This is a genomic window from Kitasatospora sp. CB01950, assembly GCF_001905465.1.
Lineage (GTDB): Bacteria > Actinomycetota > Actinomycetes > Streptomycetales > Streptomycetaceae > Kitasatospora.
Genome location: NZ_LISX01000013.1, coordinates 80,064 through 97,308 on the forward strand (window position 1 = coordinate 80,064; position 17,245 = coordinate 97,308).

14 protein-coding genes are annotated in these 17,245 nt (G+C 74.7%); 10 read left to right on the forward strand and 4 right to left on the reverse strand.

Annotated elements, in window-relative coordinates; genetic code table 11:
- Positions 1-209 precede the first annotated feature (209 nt).
- Positions 210-1,739 carry an HtaA domain-containing protein gene (locus tag AMK19_RS36670; RefSeq protein WP_073816214.1) on the reverse strand — a complete coding sequence of 510 codons (1,530 nt, stop codon included), beginning with the start codon at positions 1,737-1,739 and terminating at the stop codon, positions 210-212.
- Between the two features lie 52 nt (positions 1,740-1,791).
- Complete coding sequence (locus tag AMK19_RS27150; protein WP_073816216.1) at positions 1,792-3,228, reverse strand: HtaA domain-containing protein; 1,437 nt, start codon at positions 3,226-3,228, stop codon at positions 1,792-1,794.
- A gap of 160 nt (positions 3,229-3,388) precedes the next feature.
- On the opposite strand from AMK19_RS27150, the gene AMK19_RS27155 reads away from it, so the two are divergent.
- From AMK19_RS27155 to AMK19_RS27165, 3 genes are read left to right on the forward strand one after another with little or no spacing between them, the layout of a single operon-like run.
- Positions 3,389-4,444 (forward strand): heme/hemin ABC transporter substrate-binding protein, encoded by a 1,056-nt coding sequence (locus AMK19_RS27155; protein ID WP_073816217.1) that lies wholly within the window; start codon positions 3,389-3,391, stop codon positions 4,442-4,444.
- Positions 4,441-5,526: an iron ABC transporter permease gene (locus tag AMK19_RS27160; RefSeq protein ID WP_143200421.1), complete on the forward strand. Its 1,086-nt coding sequence runs from the start codon at positions 4,441-4,443 to the stop codon at positions 5,524-5,526. The genes AMK19_RS27155 and AMK19_RS27160 overlap by 4 nt, the downstream gene beginning before the upstream one ends.
- Positions 5,523-6,308 carry a heme ABC transporter ATP-binding protein gene (locus AMK19_RS27165; protein ID WP_083647402.1) on the forward strand — a complete coding sequence of 262 codons (786 nt, stop codon included), beginning with the start codon at positions 5,523-5,525 and terminating at the stop codon, positions 6,306-6,308. The genes AMK19_RS27160 and AMK19_RS27165 overlap by 4 nt, the downstream gene beginning before the upstream one ends.
- A gap of 298 nt (positions 6,309-6,606) precedes the next feature.
- Here AMK19_RS27165 and AMK19_RS27170 read toward each other — a convergent pair whose 3' ends face one another.
- On the reverse strand, positions 6,607-7,362 hold the full coding sequence (locus AMK19_RS27170) for a TetR/AcrR family transcriptional regulator (RefSeq protein WP_073816219.1): 756 nt from the start codon (positions 7,360-7,362) through the stop codon (positions 6,607-6,609).
- A 151-nt stretch (positions 7,363-7,513) separates the two neighbouring features.
- Here AMK19_RS27170 and AMK19_RS27175 point away from each other — a divergent pair, with 151 nt between their 5' ends.
- From AMK19_RS27175 to AMK19_RS27190, 4 genes are all read left to right on the forward strand, one after another.
- Positions 7,514-8,674 (forward strand): FAD-dependent monooxygenase, encoded by a 1,161-nt coding sequence (locus AMK19_RS27175; protein ID WP_073816221.1) that lies wholly within the window; start codon positions 7,514-7,516, stop codon positions 8,672-8,674.
- Between the two features lie 68 nt (positions 8,675-8,742).
- Positions 8,743-9,300, forward strand: a complete 558-nt coding sequence (locus tag AMK19_RS27180; RefSeq protein ID WP_073816222.1) for a GNAT family N-acetyltransferase — start codon at positions 8,743-8,745, stop codon at positions 9,298-9,300.
- 204 nt (positions 9,301-9,504) lie between these two features.
- Positions 9,505-10,257: an ABC transporter ATP-binding protein gene (locus AMK19_RS27185; RefSeq protein WP_073816224.1), complete on the forward strand. Its 753-nt coding sequence runs from the start codon at positions 9,505-9,507 to the stop codon at positions 10,255-10,257.
- A complete protein-coding gene (locus AMK19_RS27190) occupies positions 10,254-12,065 on the forward strand; it encodes a hypothetical protein (protein WP_241844611.1) in 1,812 nt (603 codons plus the stop codon). The genes AMK19_RS27185 and AMK19_RS27190 overlap by 4 nt, the downstream gene beginning before the upstream one ends.
- 67 nt (positions 12,066-12,132) lie before the next feature.
- Here AMK19_RS27190 and AMK19_RS27195 read toward each other — a convergent pair whose 3' ends face one another.
- The gene (locus AMK19_RS27195; RefSeq protein ID WP_083647403.1) at positions 12,133-13,833 is read right to left on the reverse strand and encodes a PxKF domain-containing protein; all 1,701 of its coding nucleotides are present in this window, start codon (positions 13,831-13,833) and stop codon (positions 12,133-12,135) included.
- Positions 13,834-14,096: 263 nt separating this feature from the next.
- Between AMK19_RS27195 and AMK19_RS38275 the strand changes: the two genes are divergently transcribed.
- From AMK19_RS38275 to AMK19_RS36165, 3 genes are all read left to right on the forward strand, one after another.
- A complete protein-coding gene (locus AMK19_RS38275) occupies positions 14,097-14,777 on the forward strand; it encodes an ArsR/SmtB family transcription factor (RefSeq protein ID WP_073816227.1) in 681 nt (226 codons plus the stop codon).
- A 354-nt stretch (positions 14,778-15,131) separates the two neighbouring features.
- Positions 15,132-15,515 (forward strand): hypothetical protein, encoded by a 384-nt coding sequence (locus AMK19_RS27205; RefSeq protein ID WP_073816229.1) that lies wholly within the window; start codon positions 15,132-15,134, stop codon positions 15,513-15,515.
- A 222-nt stretch (positions 15,516-15,737) separates the two neighbouring features.
- Positions 15,738-17,245, forward strand: a 1,508-nt coding sequence (locus tag AMK19_RS36165) for a WXG100-like domain-containing protein (protein WP_158071951.1), incomplete at its 3' end; no start/stop codon positions are given.

Consider the following 17,245-nt stretch of genomic DNA (forward strand, 5'->3'; position numbering starts at 1 on the left):
CGCGACCGGGTCGGCGGTGCGAACGAGTTTCCGGCCGACCCGGTACCGGCTTGGCTGCCTTGCGGTTCGTCGATTGTGCGGCTGCTCCGGGACGATCACGGGTCGGTCCGAGTCCGGGCCGGCCGGGCAGAGTTCGGGAGCGGAGGGCTGCGGTGTGGTCAGTAGGGGCCCGGGCGGGGGTTGGGGGCCGCCCGGGGTCGGTGGGGCGGTCAGTCGGTGGTGCGGCGGCGGACCAGGACGGTGGTGGCGCCGCCGAGGAGGACGAGGCCGGCGGCGGTGGCGAGGAGCGGGAGGGAGTTGCCGCCGCCGGTGAAGGCGAGTTCGCCGTCGGTGGTGGAGGAGGTGGTGAGGGTGGGGGTGGTGTCGGTCGTGGTGGTGCCGGAGGTGGGGGTCGGGGTGGGGGTGGGGAGGGTGGCGTTGCGGTCGAAGGCGAGGGTGACGGTGAGGGCGTCGAGGGTCTCGCCGGCCGGGTAGGTGCCGAAGGCGGGCGCGCCGGCGGCGGTGAGCCTGGCCGGGACCTGGCGGAGCGTCACCACGCCGTCGACGGGCCTGAAGTCGGCCTTGGTGAGGTCGAGTTCGGCGAGGCGCACCCCGCTGAGGGCGACCGGCGCACCGCCGCCACGGGTGGCGGCCTCGACATCGGCGACCAGGTACGCGCCGGAGCCGTCCACCCGGATGCCCAGGCGGGAGAGCCGGGTGTCCAACTCGTAGTGGCCGTCGGCGGACTGGTGGCCGAGGAAGCGGACCGAGCCCGCGAAGTCTGCCGTCAGGGCGTGGGAGTCGGTGCGGTAGCTGCCGGTGGCCGATCCGAAGCGGTAGTCGCTCGCGCCGCCGTCGAACTGCACCTTGCCGGCCGCGATCGGACCGGTGACGTAGGTGCGGAAGCCCTCCTTGACGCCCCACTCCAGGCGGCCGTCGGCGATGGCGAGTTCGTTGCTGGGCGGGGTGGAGGGGGACGGGGAGGCGGAGGCGGAGGTGGAGGTGGAGGGAGAGGGGGAGGTGGTGGGCCGGGTCGACGGCTCGGTGGTGGGTTCGGTGGTGGGCTGAGTCGAGGGTTCGGTGGTGGGCTCGGTGGTGGGTTCGGTGGTCGGGGTGGGCGAGGGGGAGGGGGATGCGGGGGACTGCTTCAGGAGGACGGACAGCGGGTCGAGTTCGGCTCCGGGCTGGTAGAAGCCGGCGAAGGCCTTGGCGCCCGCCTCGGTGAGCTTGGCGGGGGTGGGGGTGCCGTTGGTGGTGTCGCGGGCGACGGTGAAGGTGGCCAGCGGGACGTCCTGGCGGAGCGTCGGGGCGGGGGCGCCGACGGTCTCCTTGGAGGCGGTGTCGGCGGTGAGGGTGCCGGTGGTGCCGCTGGTGGTGATGCGCAGGTCGCTGAGGGCCACGTCGAGTGCGCCGCCGTGGGCGAGGAAGTGGACGCCGCCGTCGAAGGCCGCGTTCAGGGAGTGGGTCGTCGGGTCGTAGCCGGCGGAGGCCAGGTTGAAGTGGTAGGTGCCGTCCGTGTTGAGGGTTGCGCCGCCGGTCAGTTCGATGCTGCCGCCGCCCGCCGGGCCGGTGACGTAGGTGCGGAAGCCGGCCTTGACGCCCCAGTCGAGGGAACCGGTGTCGTAGCTGACGGAGGTGGGCGCGCCGGCGCCGAAGGCGAGGCTCGGCAGGCCGAAGGCGGTCAGGCCGAGGCCGGTGGTGACGGCGGCGAGGGCGGCCAGGCGGGTGCGGTTGCGGTGGGACGTGATGGTGCGGGACATGGGTGATGGGCTCCTTGAGCAGAGGGGGAACGGGGGTGGTCAGGGGTGAGGGTCAGTCGCGGCGACGGCGGCGGACGACGAAGGCGATGGCGGTGGCGGCGGCTGCGAGGAGGGCGGTCGCGGTGAGGACGAGGGCGGTGGTGGGCCGGGAGGAGGAGGTGGTGGCGGCGGCGATCGGGGCGGGGTCGGGGGAGGGGGTGGTGGGGCTGCCGAGGTCGGGGAGCGGGGGGAGGGCGGCCGACGGGTCGAGGGCGACGGCGAAGGTGAGCGGGTCGAGTTCGGTGCCCGCCGGGTAGAGCGAGCCGAAGGCCTGGGCGCCGGAGGCGGTGAGGGTCAGGGGGAGGTCGGTGGCGGTGAGCAGCCCGTTCTCGGTCTTGAGTTCGGTCGCGGGGAAGGTCGCGAGCTCGGTGGCGGGGGCGTTGCGGGTGGAGCCGTCGGGGGCGCGGCCGTTGACGTCGGCGAGCAGGCGGCCCTGACCGCCCGTCACGGACAGGCGCGGGTTGGCGAACGTCAGGTCGAGGCCGAGGGTGTCGCCCTGGCGCAGGCCGGTGAAGTGGACGGCGCCGGTGAACGAGGCGTCCAGGGCGCCGGCGGCCGCGTCCCAGGTGCCGCGGGCGGGCGTCCAGCGGAAGAATGCCCCGCCATCCGCCGCGCCGTCGGCCGGCTGCCAACTCCCTTGGGCGATCGAGCCGGTGACGTAGTCGCGGAAGGTCCGGCGGACGCCCCAGTCGAGGGCGCCGTTGGTGAAGGAGGCGGGGGCCGAGGTCGAGGGCGCGGAGGAGGGCGCGGCGGCGGAGGAGGACTCGGAGGGGGAGGGCGCGGGCGTGGAGGGCGTGGGCGTCGGGGCGGACTTGAGGGTGACGGAGAAGGTGAGCGGGTCGAGGGCCGTCCCGGCGGTGTAGAAGCCGCCGAACGCGGCCGCTCCGGCGGAGGTGAGGGTGGCGGGCACCCGGCTGAGCGTGACGGTGCCGGACGCGCCCTTCAGCGAGACGCCGGAGAGCGAGAGGTCGGCCAGCCGGGCCTGGGCGGTGGACGAGGTGCTGCCGGTCTGGCGGGACTTGGAGCTGACGTCGGCGTACAGCGCGGCGCCGCCGTCGGGGTCGGCCTTGACGGTGAGGCGGGAGATGCTCAGGTCGAGCGCGTTGCCGCCGTTCTCCTGGTGGCCGGTGAAGCGGACGCCGCCCTGGAACGCGGCGGACAGCCGGCCGGTCTCCGGGTCGTAGCTGCCGGTCGCGGAGTGGAAGCGGAACACCGAGCCGCCGATTGTGGACGCGCCGCCACTCAGGGCCCACTTGCCGTTCGCCACCGGGCCGGTGACGTACGTCAGAAAGCTCGCCTTGATTCCCCAGTCCAACCGTCCGCCGGAGACCGCCGGGTCGGCCGCGACGGCCCGGCCGGGGAGACAGAGCAGGGTCAGCAGTACGGCCAACGGCAGGGTGAGGGCGGCGCGGAGGCGGGCCGGAGCTGGGGGCCGTCCGGGGACGGGCATGGCGGATCACTCCTCGGGGAGGGGGAAGCGGCAGGGGCGCGGGGGACAGCCCGCTTGCCGGGGTGAGGTAAGGCTAACCTAATATATGGGTCATGCGTTCCGCCCACGACCCGCACGGTCGGCCTCGACGGGACGTCAACGCACCCAGAAAGGCCCGACGTTGAGCAGTCCCCGCGGCCCCCGCAGCCCACACCGTCCACGCGCTCCTCGCACCCGCCTGCGCGCCCGCGCCGGAGCCGCCCTCGGGGGGCTCCTGCTGCTGCTCGGCGCGAGCGCCTGCGCCACCGGCGAGCCCGCCGCCGCGCCGACGGCGGTCGGCGGCGCCGCGAGCCCGGACCGGATCGAGGCGCTGCCGGGGACGCCGACGCCCCGACTGCCCGTCACCGTGCCGTCCGCCGACGGGCGGCAGGTCACGGTCGACAGCGTCGAGCGGATCATTCCGCTGAGCGGGAGCCTCGCCGAGCTGGTCTTCAGCCTCGGACTCGGCCCGCACGCGGTGGCCCGTGACGTGTCCACCACCTTCGAACAGGCCGCGCAGCTGCCCGTGATCACCCAGGCGCACGAGGTCTCCGCCGAGGGCGTGCTCTCGCTGCGCCCCACCGTGGTGCTCGCCGACCGCAGCACCGGCCCGGCCGAGGCGGTGCAGCAGATCCGGGCCGCCGGCGTCCCGCTGATCGTGGTGGACGACGCGAAGCAGCTCGCCGACATCGGCGCCCGGATCGACCGGGTCGCCGCCGCCCTCGGCGTCCCCGAGGCGGGCGTGGAGCTCAAGTCCCGTACGGAGCAGCAGATCTCGGAGGTGCGGTCGGGGATCCCGGCCGCCGCGCAGCGCCCCAGGGTGGCATTCCTCTACCTGCGCGGCAGCGCCTCGGTGTTCCTGCTGGGCGGCCCGGACTCCGGCGCGCCCTCGCTGATCGAGGCCGCCGGCGGCGAGGACGCCGGAACGGCCGCCGGCCTGACCGGCGACTTCACCCCGCTGACCAGCGAAGCCCTGGTCAAGGCCGCGCCCGACGCGATCCTGGTGATGAGCAAGGGCCTCGACTCCGTCGGCGGCGTCGACGGACTGCTCGACCTCGCGGGCGTCGCCCAGACCCCCGCCGGACTCGACCGCCGGATCGTCTCCGTGGACGACGGACGGTTGCTGTCCTACGGGCCGCGCACCCCGCAGGTGCTGCGCGAGATCGCCGCCGGACTGCACCGGGACGGCGCCCGGTGACCACCACCGTCGTGAAGCCCGAAGAGGCATCGACCGGCAAGACGGGCAAGGCGGTTCGCGACCGGCGGCCGCTGCTGCTGGCCGCCCTCGGCATCGCCCTGCTGGCCTGCGCGCTGCTCGCCGCCGGCACCGGCGCGTACCGGATCCCGCTCGGCGACATCCTCGCCTCGCTCGCGCACCGCGCCCACCTCGGCGGCCACCCGCTGGAACGCGTCCCCGAGTCGGTGCTGTGGAACGTCCGGCTGCCCCGGGTGGTGCTCGCGCTGCTGGTCGGCGGGGCGCTGGGCTGCGCCGGGGCGCTGATGCAGGGCGTGTTCGGCAACCCGCTGGCCGAGCCCGCCGTGATCGGCGTCTCCTCCGGCGGCGCGGTCGGCGCCGTCGCCTGCATCGTGCTCGGCCTGGACGCCCTCGGCAGCTGGACCGTCACCGCCGCCGCGTTCGCCTCCGGACTGCTCACCGTCGGCGCCGTCTACGCCATGTCGCGCAGCGGCGGCCGCACCGAGGTGGTGACGCTGCTGCTCACCGGCGTCGCCGTGAACGCGTTCTGCGGCGCGCTGATCGGCCTGCTGCTGTTCACCGCCGACACCGCCGCGATCAGCCAGGTGACGTTCTGGCAGCTCGGCTCGCTCTCGCAGGCCAGCTGGAGCAAGGTGCTGGCCGTGCTGCCGTTCGCCGCGCTCGGACTCGCCGTCGCCCCCCGCTACGCCCGCCGCCTCGACCTGCTCGCCCTCGGCGAGCGGCCGGCCCGGCACCTGGGCGTGGACGTCGAACGGATGCGGATCGTACTGATCACCGTGGTCGCGCTGCTGACCGCCGCCGCCGTCGCCGTCAGCGGCATCATCGGGTTCGTCGGCCTGGTCGTCCCGCACCTGCTGCGGATGCTCGCCGGGCCGGGCCACCGGTTCCTGCTGCCCGCCTCCGCCGTCGGCGGCGCACTGGTGCTGGTCGCCGGCGACCTGGCCGCCCGCACCCTCGCCGCACCCGCCGAACTCCCGCTCGGCGTCCTCACCGCACTCATCGGCAGCCCGTTCTTCTTCTGGCTGCTGCGCCGCACCCGACGCCGCCAGGGAGGCTGGGCATGACGGAACTCCTGCACGCGGACGCGGTCGGCTGCACCGTCGGCGGCCGACCGCTGCTCGCCGACGTCCGGCTGACGGTGCGCCGGGGCGAGATCCTCGCGCTGCTCGGCCCGAACGGCGCGGGCAAGTCGACCCTGCTGTCGGTGCTGGCCGGCGACCGGCGACCCACCGACGGCCGGGTGCGGCTGGACGGGCGGCCGCTCGCGGCCTACCGGCCCGCCGAACTCGCCCGGCTGCGCGCCCTGTTGCCGCAGCACCACGAGGTGTCGTTCCCGTTCGCGGCCGGGGAGGTGGTCCGGATGGGCCGCGCGCCCTGGGCCGGCACCCCCCGGGCGGGCGAGGACGAGCAGGCGGTGGCCCGCGCGATGGCCGCCACCGACTGCGCGCACCTGGCGGCCCGGCCGTTCACGGCGCTCTCCGGCGGCGAACGGGCCCGGGTCGCGCTGGCCCGGATCCTCGCCCAGGACACCCCGCTGCTGCTGCTCGACGAACCCACCGCCGCCCTCGACCTGCGCCACCAGGAACTCGTCCTGCGGATCGCCCGGGAGCGCGCGGAAGCAGGACGGGGCGTGATCGTGGTGCTGCACGACCTCACGCTGGCCGCCGCGCACGCCGACCGGATCGCCCTGCTCGACGCCGGCCGCACCGTCGCCGTCGGCCCGACCGGCGAAGTCTTGGACGCCGCACTGCTCAGCCGGGTCTACCGGCACCCCGTCGAAGTACTGGCGCACCCGCACGGAGGCGCGCCCATCGTGCTGCCCGAGCGCCCCCGCGAAGCAGATTGACGGATCGTCGGCCCGGGAAGATCCACAGCCGGGGGACGACCGACCGGGGGAGATCCGGACCGCGACGCGGTCCGGGCGGGTGATCCCACGTCGGCGGCCCACATGGCCGGGCCCGGCACGGGAACGGCCACCAGCAGGAACCGGACCACCCGGAGGCACCGCATGCACCTGACCATGGTTCTGCTGCTCACCCCCCTCGTGCTGGCCGGCGCCGTGAGCGCCACCCGCACCCCCGCCCGGCGCGGCCGCCACCGCGCCGGGCCGCGCCGTCCGGCCCCGTGAAACCTCGGTAGATCGGTCAATCCGCCCGGTTGTCGAGGGGCTTCCGGTTGTCGAGGGGCTTCCGGCGGTCGAGGGGCTTCCGGCGGTCGATCAGGGCGGCCAGGCCGTCCAGGATCCGTTCGACGCCGAAGTCGAAGGCGTTGTCGCGGCCCTCGCCCGGCTCGGCCATGGCGGCGGCGAGGGCCGGGTAGCGCTCCGCGTGGGACGCCACCAACCCGCCGAGCGCGCGCAGCATCTCCGCCTCCGGCGAACCCTCCCGGGACTGCCGCTGCTGCGCGGCGATCGTCCGCACGTGGCCGACCAGCAGCACGGCGGCGTCCATCCGCTCGGCGCCGCTCAGCCCGTGGCCGTCCAGCGCCGCCACCACCCGCTCCAGCCAGGCCAGTTCGCGCGGGCCGGTGAGCCGCGGGCCGCCGGACAGCGCGTCCAGCACCCAGGGGTGGGCGGCGAACAGCGCGGCCATCCGGTGCGCCCAGTCGGTGAGTTGGTCCCGCCACGGGGCCGCGCTCGGTGGCGGGGGCTCGCCGACCGTGTGCTCGACCATCAGGGCGATCAGCTCGGCCTTGCCCTGCACGTACCGGTACAGCGACATCTTGGTGTACGCCAGCAGCCCCGCCACCCGCTGCATCGACACCGCCGCCAGGCCCTCGGCGTCCGCGATCTCGACCCCGGCCCGGGCGATCGACTCCAGGCTGAGGGCCGGCTTCGGCCCCCGGGTCGGCCGCGCCGGGGGACCCCACAGCAGCCGTACCGCCGCGTCCTGTTCGTTCACTGGCCCTCCCTGGTGCCGGGCCGGGACCGCCTTGCGCCCGGCTGGAAACTGTGTCTACGGTACACAGAAGCAAACAGTGTCCGCGAGACACATTTTCTGCTCCGGGCCCGGGGAGGGCCCGTTGGACTCTGCTCTCCGAGGGGGAAACACCGTGCAGATCCTGATCTCCGGCGCCGGCATCGGCGGCCCGGCGCTCGCCCACTGGCTCGGCCGGTACGGCCACCGCCCCACCGTGGTCGAACTCGCACCCGCGCTGCGGCCCGGCGGCCAGGCCGTCGACTTCCGCGGCCCCACCCACCTGACGGTGCTCGAACGCATGGGCCTGCTGGACGAGCTGCGCGCGCTCGACACCGGCGGCAGCCCGATGGCCTTCACCGACCGCCACGGCCGCGTCCGACTCCGGCTGCCCGCCGACTTCGCCGGCGGCGAGATCGAGATCCCGCGCGGCGAACTCGCCCAACTCCTGTACCGGCACAGCGAATCCACCACCGAGTACCTGTTCGGCGACACCGTCACCGCGCTCCAGCAGGACGACCGCGGCGTCCGCGCCGCCTTCCGCTACGGCCCCGAACGCCGCTTCGACCTGGTGATCGGCGCCGACGGACTGCACTCCCGGATCCGCGCCCTCGCCTTCGGCCCCGAACAGGACTACGTCCGCCACCTCGGCTACTACGCCGCCACCTGGCAGTTCCCCAACCGGCTCGGCCTGCCCGCCGGCAGCACCGGCGTCAACACCCCCGGCCGGCTCGCCGCCGCCGGGGCAAACCCCCGCGACCCGGACCGCGCAGGAGCGTTTCTGCTGTTCGCCTCGCCGCCGGTCGACCACGACCGGCACGACACCGACGCCCTCAAGTCCCTGCTGCAGCAACGTTTCGCCGACCTCGGCCGCCCCGTCCCGCACCTGCTGGAGACCCTCCGCGACGCCGACGACCTCTACTTCGACTCGATCAGCCGCGCCGACGTGCCCAGTTGGTCCCACGGGCGGATCGCGCTGCTCGGCGACGCCGTTTGCGGCGCCACCATCGGCGGCATGGGCACCGGCACCGCACTGGTCGCCGCGTACGTCCTCGCCACCGAACTCGCCCGCGCCGACGGCGACCACCGCACCGCGTTCGCCCGCTACGAGCGGACGGTGCGCCCCTGGGCCGCACGCTGCCAGCGCGGCGGCGACCGCACCGGCCCGTTCCTCGCCCCGCGCACCGCTGCCGGGCTGCGGGCCCGCAACGCCCTGCTGAGCAACGGGCGGATCCTGCGGCGGATGCTCGAACTCGGCAAGGACGTCGCCACCTTGGAACTGCCCGAGCCGGTGTGAGCCGGCGCGGGGCGGCCGGTGCTGAAAAATGGTTGCCTGCGTTCCCGCAGCTCAGCGAGGATCGGACGATGAACCACGTGATACGAGCCACCACCGCCGAGGACTGGCAGCGCACCAAGGGCCTGCGCCTGGACGCGCTGCGCGACCCGGTCGCGAAGATCGCCTTCCTGGACACCTACGAGGCCGCGTCCGCGCAGCCGGACGAGCACTGGCAGGAGCGCGCGGCCGGCGCCCGCGGCGACATGATCGCCCAGCAGTTCGTCGCCGAGCGGCCGGACGGGGGACTGGACGGGTCGGTGACGGTGCTGATCGAGCGGGCCGGCCGCCAGGACGTCTTCGGCGGGCCGGCCCTCGTCGACCAGGCCCACCTGGTCGGCGTGTTCGTCCGCCCCGAGCAGCGCGGCACCGGCCTGGCACGCGAGCTGTTCGACGCGGCGATCACGTTCGCCCGGCAGCTCGACGAGCCCCGGGTCGCGCAGGTGCGCCTGTTCGTGCACGAGAACAACGCGCGCGCCCAGGCGTTCTACCGGCGGATGGGTTTCGCCCGCAGCGGCCTGACCGTGCCCATGCCGGGGGACGAGGCGTCGGTGGAGCACGAGATGGTGCTGAGCGTGCCTGCGGTGTGACGGCCTGCCGGCCTGCCGGTACGGTCATCGGCCCACCGGTGCCGGTGCCGGTGCCTGGGTCTGGGTCTGGGGCGGGGGCTGGACGCGGGCCGCACCGAGGGACTCGCCCCGCACCGGCGTTCGGCCGGACCGGGAGGGGCGGAGAACCGCGCGCGGGCAGCGGGCGATACTTGGTCGACCAATCCGTCGAGAGGCGCCGTCCACATGGCCAAGAAATCCGCCGCACCCCGTGCCGGCTCCCGTCCAGCGTTGCTGAAACTGACCGGGGTGAGCCGCGCGTACGGCGGCCGGGAAGTGCTCCACCCCGTCGGCCTCGAACTGGCGGCCGGCGAATGCGTGGCGCTGCTCGGGCACAACGGATCCGGGAAGTCCACCCTGCTGCGCATCGCGGCCGGCCGTGACCTGCCGACCACCGGAACCGTTCGCTTCGACGGTCTGCCGATGAACGAGAACGACCCCCGGATCCGCGCCCGGGTCGCGGTCGTCGGTGACATGGTCGCCTGCTACCCCGACCTGACCGTGCGCGAGCACCTGCTGCTGGTCGCCGTCGCGCACGGGGTCGTCGACGCCGCCGACTGGGTCGCGCAGGTGCTGGAGAACCGTTCCCTCACCGAACGGGCCGACGCGCTGCCGTCCGCCCTCTCCTCCGGACAGATGCAGGCCCTGCTGCTGGCCTGCGCCCTCGTCCGGCCCCGGGACCTGCTGCTGCTCGACGAGCCCGAGCAGCGCCTCGACCCGGACGCGCGCCGGCGGCTCGCCGAACTCCTGACGGCGGAACTCGCCGACGGGGTCGCGGTGCTGCTGGTCACCCACCACACCGACCTCGCACGGGAGGTCGCCGACCGGGTGGTGGTCCTGGAGGAGGGACGGATCGTCCGACAGGGCGCACCCGCCGCCGTCCTCGGCGCCGACGGCACCGGCACGGCCGGTCGCGCCGCATCGGCGGGCGCCCGATGAGCCGCCCCGAGGCTGCGGCGACGGACGAGGCTGCGGCGACGGACGAGGCCGCGGCGACGGGCGAGGTCTCCGCGACTGACGAGGCCGAGAGCGCCGACCGGGGCGGCGACGAGGAGCGGGGCTGCGGCGACGAGTGGGCCGGGGGCGCGACCGCCGCGGAGTGGAGCGAGGACGACGACTGGACCGACGAGGCACTGGCGGTCCTGCGCGCCCTGCGCGCACCGCACCGGCGCAACCGGACCAAGCAGGTCGCGTTCGCGCTCTACTGCACCGTGCTCATCCTGGTGATGTGGGGCGGCCTCCCCAGCCTCGGCCTCTTCGTCCACGCCTCGGAGGGCGCCGACTACACCGGCCACGGCCCCGACCTGCTGGCCGCCATGCCCAGCGGCATCGCCGCCGTCGGACTCGCCACCCTGCTGCTGGCCGTCCGCGACGGACTGTGGCGCGGGCCCGTCCTGCCGCCCCGGGCCACCACCGACTGGCTGCTCGCGCACCCCGTCCGGCCGCGTCCGGTGCTGCGCCCGTGGTTCTGGCTCTCCTGCGGGCTGGCCGCCTTCCCCGGACTGGTGATCGCCGTCGGCGGCATGGTCGCGCTCGGCCTGACCGCGCGCGTCGGCCTGCCCGCCGCCCTCGGCTGGTGCCTGGTCGGCGGACTCTGCCTGCCGCTGCTGGGCGTCTGCGCCGGACTGCTGGTGCAGAGCAGCCCGTCGGCCGCCCGCTGGGCACGCAGGCTGACCCCGTACGCGACCCTGCTGATCCTGGCGCTCGCGACGCAGAGCGCGCTGGCCGTCGCCGGCCACCCCGTCCACTGGCTGGAGCAGGCGGAGCTGTGGTCGGGCCCGTGGGGTTGGGCGGGACTCGCCGCGCTCGGCCCGACGCCCGCCGCCGTCCCCGGAGCCGCGCCCGCCGCCGCGCTACTGGTGGTGGCGACCGCGGCCTCCCTGGTGCTCGCCGACCGGGCCGCCGGGACCCTGCCGCTGCCCCTGCTGCGCGAGCGCGCCCGGGCGGCGGCCGGCGTGCTGGCCGCGCTGCGGACCGTCGAACTGCGCGCCGCCCGGCTGGCCGTGAGCGGCGCGTCCGGCAACGGCCGACAGCTCCGGCTCCGGCTGCCCGCGCCCCGGCACGCCTGGCTGATCCTGTACTGGCGGGACGCCCTCGCCCTGCTCCGCACGCCCGCCCGACTCGGGCGCGCGGTGCTGCTGACCGTGCCGGCCGTGCTCTGCGCGGTCCTCGCGCACGGCACCGGCGGCGTGCTGTCCTGGGTCGTGACCGTGGTCGCGCTGGCCTTCGACTACCTGGCGGTCGCCCAACTGCTGGAACCCGCCCGGATCGAGACCGACGACGTGCGCCGGGCGTCCTGGTCCCCGTACCCGTTCGCCGGCCTGATGCAGCGCCACGCGGTGGTGCCCACCGTGCTCGGCCTCGTGCTGGCAGTGGCCGGGTCGGCCGTGGCGCTGTCGCTCGGCGGCGGGCCGGCAGCCTGGCTGGCGCCCATCGCCGTCCCGCCCCTGGTCGCGGCCGGACTGGTGAACGCCTGCCGCGGCGCGGCCCGCCGGGACCTGCTGTACCGCCCGCAGCCGTCCGGCGGCACCGGCGTCGCGTTCTTCGCCGCCTGGTACGCGGCCGGTCCGGCGGTCGCCGTCCCGGTGCTGGCCCTGTCGTTCTCGGCGGCGCTGCGCGGCGGGTCGGCGAGCGCCCTGGTCCAGGCCTCGGTCATCGCCCTGACGATGGCCGCCGTCCTGTTCCAGTGGGCGTCGGCGAGGGCGGGCCGGCTGCCCGCGCAGGCCCGGCCCGGCGCGGCGGGGTAGGCGGGGACATGAAGTCGGGACAAGGGCCGGGCGGTGGGTACGGCCCGCCGCCCGGCCCCGGCCTCGGCTAGCTGAACCGGAACAGCGCGGTGTGCAGGGTGCCGTCGTTCAGGCCGAGGGTGAACAGTCGGCAGCTGCCGGCGTAGGACCGATCGGTCTTCCAGACGTAGCTGTACGTGTCGGCGGCCCGGTCGTACCGCAGCCCGCCGTCCGTGGCGGCGGTGGGCACGGGCGGGCCGAGCGGTGCGCCGGTGGTGCAGTCGACGCGGGTGGCGGTCGGGTGGTCGCGGGAGACGACGTCCGGGCCGCGGTCGCCGCCCAGGCCGAACTTGATCGGGACCGCCCGGCCGGCGTTCATCCGGTTGACGGCGGGCGGGTCGGCGACCGGCGGCCGGAAGCCGCTGAACGGATACGCGTAGGTGTACCGGCCGGCGGTGCCGACGGGGCTGGTGCCCGCCGGGGTGGTCACCGTGACGTTCACCGCCCCGCCGGGCCGTGCGGGGGCGGTCGCCCTGAGGGTGGAGTCGTTGACGACGGTGACGCCGGTCGCCGGCGTGTCGCCGAACATGACCGCCCTGGCGCCGGCCAGGTGGGCGCCGACGACCGTGACGCTGTTGCCGCCGGCGTCGGGCCCGTGGCCGGCCCGAACCCCGGTCACGGTGGGCGCGACGGTGGCGACGGCCAGGCCGTACGGGGAGCTGCCGGTGTCGACCGTACGGGTGACGTTGCGGGTGGCGGTGTCGATCACGGACAGGGTGCCCGCGCGGCTGTTGGCCACGTACGCGGCGCCACCGGCCGGGTCGACCAGCACGCCGACGGGGGTGGCGCCGACCGCGACCGTGTCGCTGACGCCGCCGGTCCCGGTGTCGATCACCGAGACGGTGTCCTCGTTCTGGTTCGCCACGTAGGCGTGGGCGCCGTCCGGGGTGATCGACACGCCCCCGGGCCCGGCCCCGACGGGGACGACGCCGGTGACCGTATTACTGGCGGTCTCGATCACCGAGACGTTGTCGCCGGCGAAGTTCGCGACGTACACCCGGCCGCCGTCGGGCGAGACCGCCACGGCGGCGGGCATCCGGGCCCGGCTGTCGACGATCGTCTCGGTCAGGCTGTTGGTGGCGGTGTCGATCACCGAGACCGAGCCGCCGATGAGGTTCGCCACGTACGCGTGCGCCCCGTCGGGGGCCACGGCGATGCCGAACGGCTGGCTGCCGACCGCCACGGTCGTGGTGACCGTCCGGGTCGCGGTGTCGATGACGTCGACGCCGCCGGCCCGCGCGCTGACGTAGTGCCCGACGTACGCGTGCGTCCCGTCCGGGGAGAACGAGACCGGTCCGGGCAGCCGGCCGACCGCGATCGTCGAGCCGACCGTGCCGGTGGCAGTGTCGATCACGGACACCGTGCCGCTGCCGTTGTTGACGACGTACGCCTCGCTGCCGTCCGGGGAGACCGCCACCGCCTGCGGGTACGTGCCGACCGGAATGGTCGCGACGGCCGAGGCGGTCGACGGGTCGTAGGCGGTGACCGAGTTCGCGCGCGAGTTGGCGATGTAGACCAGCCGGTGCGCGGAGGCCCTGCCGGGTGAGGGAGCCTCGCCGACCTCGCCGGCCGCGTGCGCCGACGACACGGGCACGACCACGCCGAGGGCTCCGAGCGCGCCGGCCACCGAGACGGCCACCGAGACGGCCACCGAGACGACCGACGCCCGGTGCCGCAGCCTTCGAAGACGGCCCGGCGAGCCGGCCCGTCCGCTGGGGAGCGCTGTCATGTGACTCCACCTCTCTGTCCGGCGCACCGATCGGGGATCCGCCCGGCGAAGCGCCGCGGGGGTTGTGGGGGTGCAGGGGGGAGCCCTCGGGAGAAGCCTGGCGCACCGGGGCGGGCCGCACCAGGGCGCGTGGCCCGGCTCAACTGGCCTTTTGTGAGCCGGTATTGACGATTCCTCGGCACTTCTTCCACTGCGCCGGCCGGGGGCTGCGCGGTGGCCGAGTACCCTTATTCCATAGAATTGCCGAGAAAGGGGTCGCAGCCATGGCGGACCGGGCCGCGAAGACCGAGCTCTACGAGGCGTTCGCCGCCACCGGCAAAGCCCTCTCCAGCGGCAAACGACTCGAACTGCTCGACCTGCTGGCCCAGGGCGAACGCACCGTCGACGCGCTCGCCAGAGCCGCCGGACTCAACCTCACCACCGCCTCCGCGCACCTCCAGACCCTCAAGCAGACCGGACTGGTCGCCACCCGCCGCGAGGGCGTCCGCATCCACTACCGCCTCGCCGGCGAGGACGTCGCCCAACTCCTCGACCTGCTGCGCCGCGTCGCCGAACGCCACCAGGCCGCCGTCGCCCCCGCCCGGACCGCCTACCTCGGCCCCGAAGCCCCCGACGAGCCCGACGCCGTCACCCGCGAGGACCTGCTGACCCGGATCGCCGACGGCCGCGCCGTCGCCCTCGACGTCCGCCCCGCCGAGGAGTACGCCGCCGGACACATCCCCGGCGCACTCTCCATCCCCGTCGAGGAACTCGCCGAACGGATCGGCGAACTCCCCGAGGACGCCGAGGTCGTCGTCTACTGCCGCGGCGCATACTGCGCCCTCGCCTACGACGCCGTCCGGCTGCTCACCGCGCGAGGGCGGCGGGCGATCCGGCTGGACGACGGGATGCTGGAGTGGCGGCTCGCGGACCTGCCCGTGGACGCGGGCGGGGCGGCGGCCTGACTGCCCGCGTGTGCAGCCGGTGGCGATGATGTGAAGGCCCCGTGGGGTGGCGGTGGGCCTTCCGGGTCCGGGGCCGGTGGGGCCGCTGGGGCACTTCGTCGGCGGAGCACCGTTGCAGATCAAGGCCTGTGGAGCTCGGGTGGGCGATCCGGGCCGGTGCGGGTCAACTGCACGACGGTGGAGGTGTGGTGACAAGCTTTTGCGACGTTGGTGGGCAGCATGGCTTGGCAATGATTCCGGCCCTATGATGCAGGGACCAAAATTGGACCCGCCGCCGTCGGAACCGACCCGGGGGTCCCGAACTCACGGGGTCAGCAGTGCGAGCGGCCCCGGTGGTCCGAGTCGGGGGCGGGCATGTCTCAGCAGATCGTGGTCGATTCGCAGAACCTACGGGCCGAGGGCCGGAACATGGCCGCCGTCGGGCAGGACTTCCTCTCCGCCCTCGGCACCCTCTCCGGCCGACTCGAAGCCCTCGAACAGGGCGACACGCCGCCCTGGGGCGACGACGACCTCGGCGAGAAGTTCGGCATCGTCTACGAGGGCCTGCGCGACGGCATGAAGGAGTCGATGGAGTCCCTCGGCACCCGGATCGGCGAGATCGGCGACAAGTTGCAGAACATGGCCGCCAGTCACGAGTCCAACGAGGCCGACACCGAGGACACCCTCCACACCATGGAGGCCCGCGCGGACGAACTCGGCGGCGGGATCCAGTCGTTGCAGCGGCCGCGGGTCTACTGACGGGTTTTTGGGCGCCGGGCTTCCGGGCTTCCGGGCTTCCGGGCTTCCGGGCTTCCGGTTTTCGGGCCCCGGGCCCCGGGCCCCGGGGGCCGGCGAGGTCGGCCCTTTCCCTGTGCCGTCGGGGTGAATTGACGGTCTGTTGATCTGTCCGCTTGTTGGTCCGTTTGTTGGTCCGTTTGTTCGTTTCCCGTGAGGCGCAGGGGGTTTGGCGAAGTGTCGCTGATGTTGCCGGACAGTGTCGAGTGGGTCCTGGAGATGCTCGGCTTCGACTGGCCGACCGCGGACGAGGACAAACTCCGGGAGTCCGCGCAGGTCTGGCGGGACTTCGCCGACCAGGTCGAGGAGATCCACTACCGGGGCGCGACCGCCGCCAACAGCGTGCTGTCCAGCAACTCCGGCGACAGCATCGACGCCTTCGGCAAGACCTGGGAGAAGTTCTCCGGCGGCGGTTCGGACGGCTACCTCGCCGACGCGGCGATGGCCTCGCGTCTGATCGCCGCGGCGTTCGACGCGGCCGCCGTCATCGTGATCACCTGCAAGGTGGCGGTGATCGCCCAATTGGTGGCACTGGCAGTCGAGTTGATCGCCGCGCAGGCTGCCGCGCCGTTCACTCTCGGCCTGTCGGAGCTGGGTGCGGCCGGGGCGACCGCGGCGACGAAGATGATTGTTCGTCGTCTGTTGAAGGAGCTTCGCAAGGCGCTGATGGAAGCGATCATGGAGACCCTGAAGGAGCCCGCCGTCTCGGCGATCCAGGGCATGATCAGCGACCTGATCGCGCAGACCGTCAACCAGGGCTTCGGCGCGCAGAACGGCTACGACCTGGGGCGCACGGGCAAGCGCGGACTCGACGACTTCAAGGAGTCCGTCAAGAACTCCGGCCAGACCTTCACCGAGTCCCTCCGCGACGGCCTCGGCTCGCGCGCCGGCGGCCACGTCCGCGGCGGCATCGACCACGCGGCCGGGCGCGGCGACTCCTCGCCGGGCGGCGAGCACGACGGGGCGGGGAGCGGGGGAGGGGAGTCTTCGGGCGCCGGGGCCGGTTCTGGGTCCGGCTCCGGGGTTGGGGCGGGGTCGGGGTCGGGCTCGGGGGCGTCGGCCGGGCATGGCGATGGGGCCGGGGCGGGTGGCAGCACGGGTGGCGGCGGGTCGGTGCCGTCGGGTGGCGGGCACACGAACTCGGCCTCTGGGGGCGGGAGTTCGCCCACCGGTGGGTCATTGCAGCACGGAAGCGGCGGGAGCGGCCCGACGATCAGTTCGTCCGGCTCGGACGGCGCGAGCGGTACGAACGGCGCGAACGGTTCGACGGGCAGCGGGTCCGACCACGCGCCGAACAGCGGCCACGAGCAGTCCGCCCCGGCCCGACCGCCGCGCGACAACAGTCCGGCGCTCGACCCCTTCGGCACCCGGGTCGGCACCGACCACCAGCCTCCCGCCCACGACACGAGCGCCGGATCGTCCACCCCGTCGCACGACAGCCCCACGCGGACGGGCGCGGACGGCGTGAACTCGCCCGGCCACGACGGCCGTTCGGGCGCGCCGACGCCGACGCCGACGCCGACGCCGACGCACGACGGTCCGACGCGGACCGGTGCGGACGGTGCGGGTCAGAGCGGCGCTGACTCGGGTCGGCCGGCTGGTCATGAGGGTGCGTCGCACACGGGTGCTGACGCGGGTCGGCCTGCGGGTCATGAGGGTGCGTCGCACACGAGTGCCGATGGTGGGCGTCCGGC

Coding starts and splice junctions, on each gene's coding strand:
- AMK19_RS36670 (WP_073816214.1), bottom strand. CDS start 1,739: ATGTCCCGCACCATCACGTCCCACCGCAACCGCACCCGCCTGGCCGCC.
- AMK19_RS27195 (WP_083647403.1), bottom strand. CDS start 13,833: ATGACAGCGCTCCCCAGCGGACGGGCCGGCTCGCCGGGCCGTCTTCGA.
- AMK19_RS27165 (WP_083647402.1), top strand. CDS start 5,523: ATGACGGAACTCCTGCACGCGGACGCGGTCGGCTGCACCGTCGGCGGC.
- AMK19_RS27190 (WP_241844611.1), top strand. CDS start 10,254: ATGAGCCGCCCCGAGGCTGCGGCGACGGACGAGGCTGCGGCGACGGAC.
- AMK19_RS27205 (WP_073816229.1), top strand. CDS start 15,132: ATGTCTCAGCAGATCGTGGTCGATTCGCAGAACCTACGGGCCGAGGGC.
- AMK19_RS27180 (WP_073816222.1), top strand. CDS start 8,743: ATGAACCACGTGATACGAGCCACCACCGCCGAGGACTGGCAGCGCACC.
- AMK19_RS38275 (WP_073816227.1), top strand. CDS start 14,097: ATGGCGGACCGGGCCGCGAAGACCGAGCTCTACGAGGCGTTCGCCGCC.
- AMK19_RS27185 (WP_073816224.1), top strand. CDS start 9,505: ATGGCCAAGAAATCCGCCGCACCCCGTGCCGGCTCCCGTCCAGCGTTG.
- AMK19_RS27150 (WP_073816216.1), bottom strand. CDS start 3,228: ATGCCCGTCCCCGGACGGCCCCCAGCTCCGGCCCGCCTCCGCGCCGCC.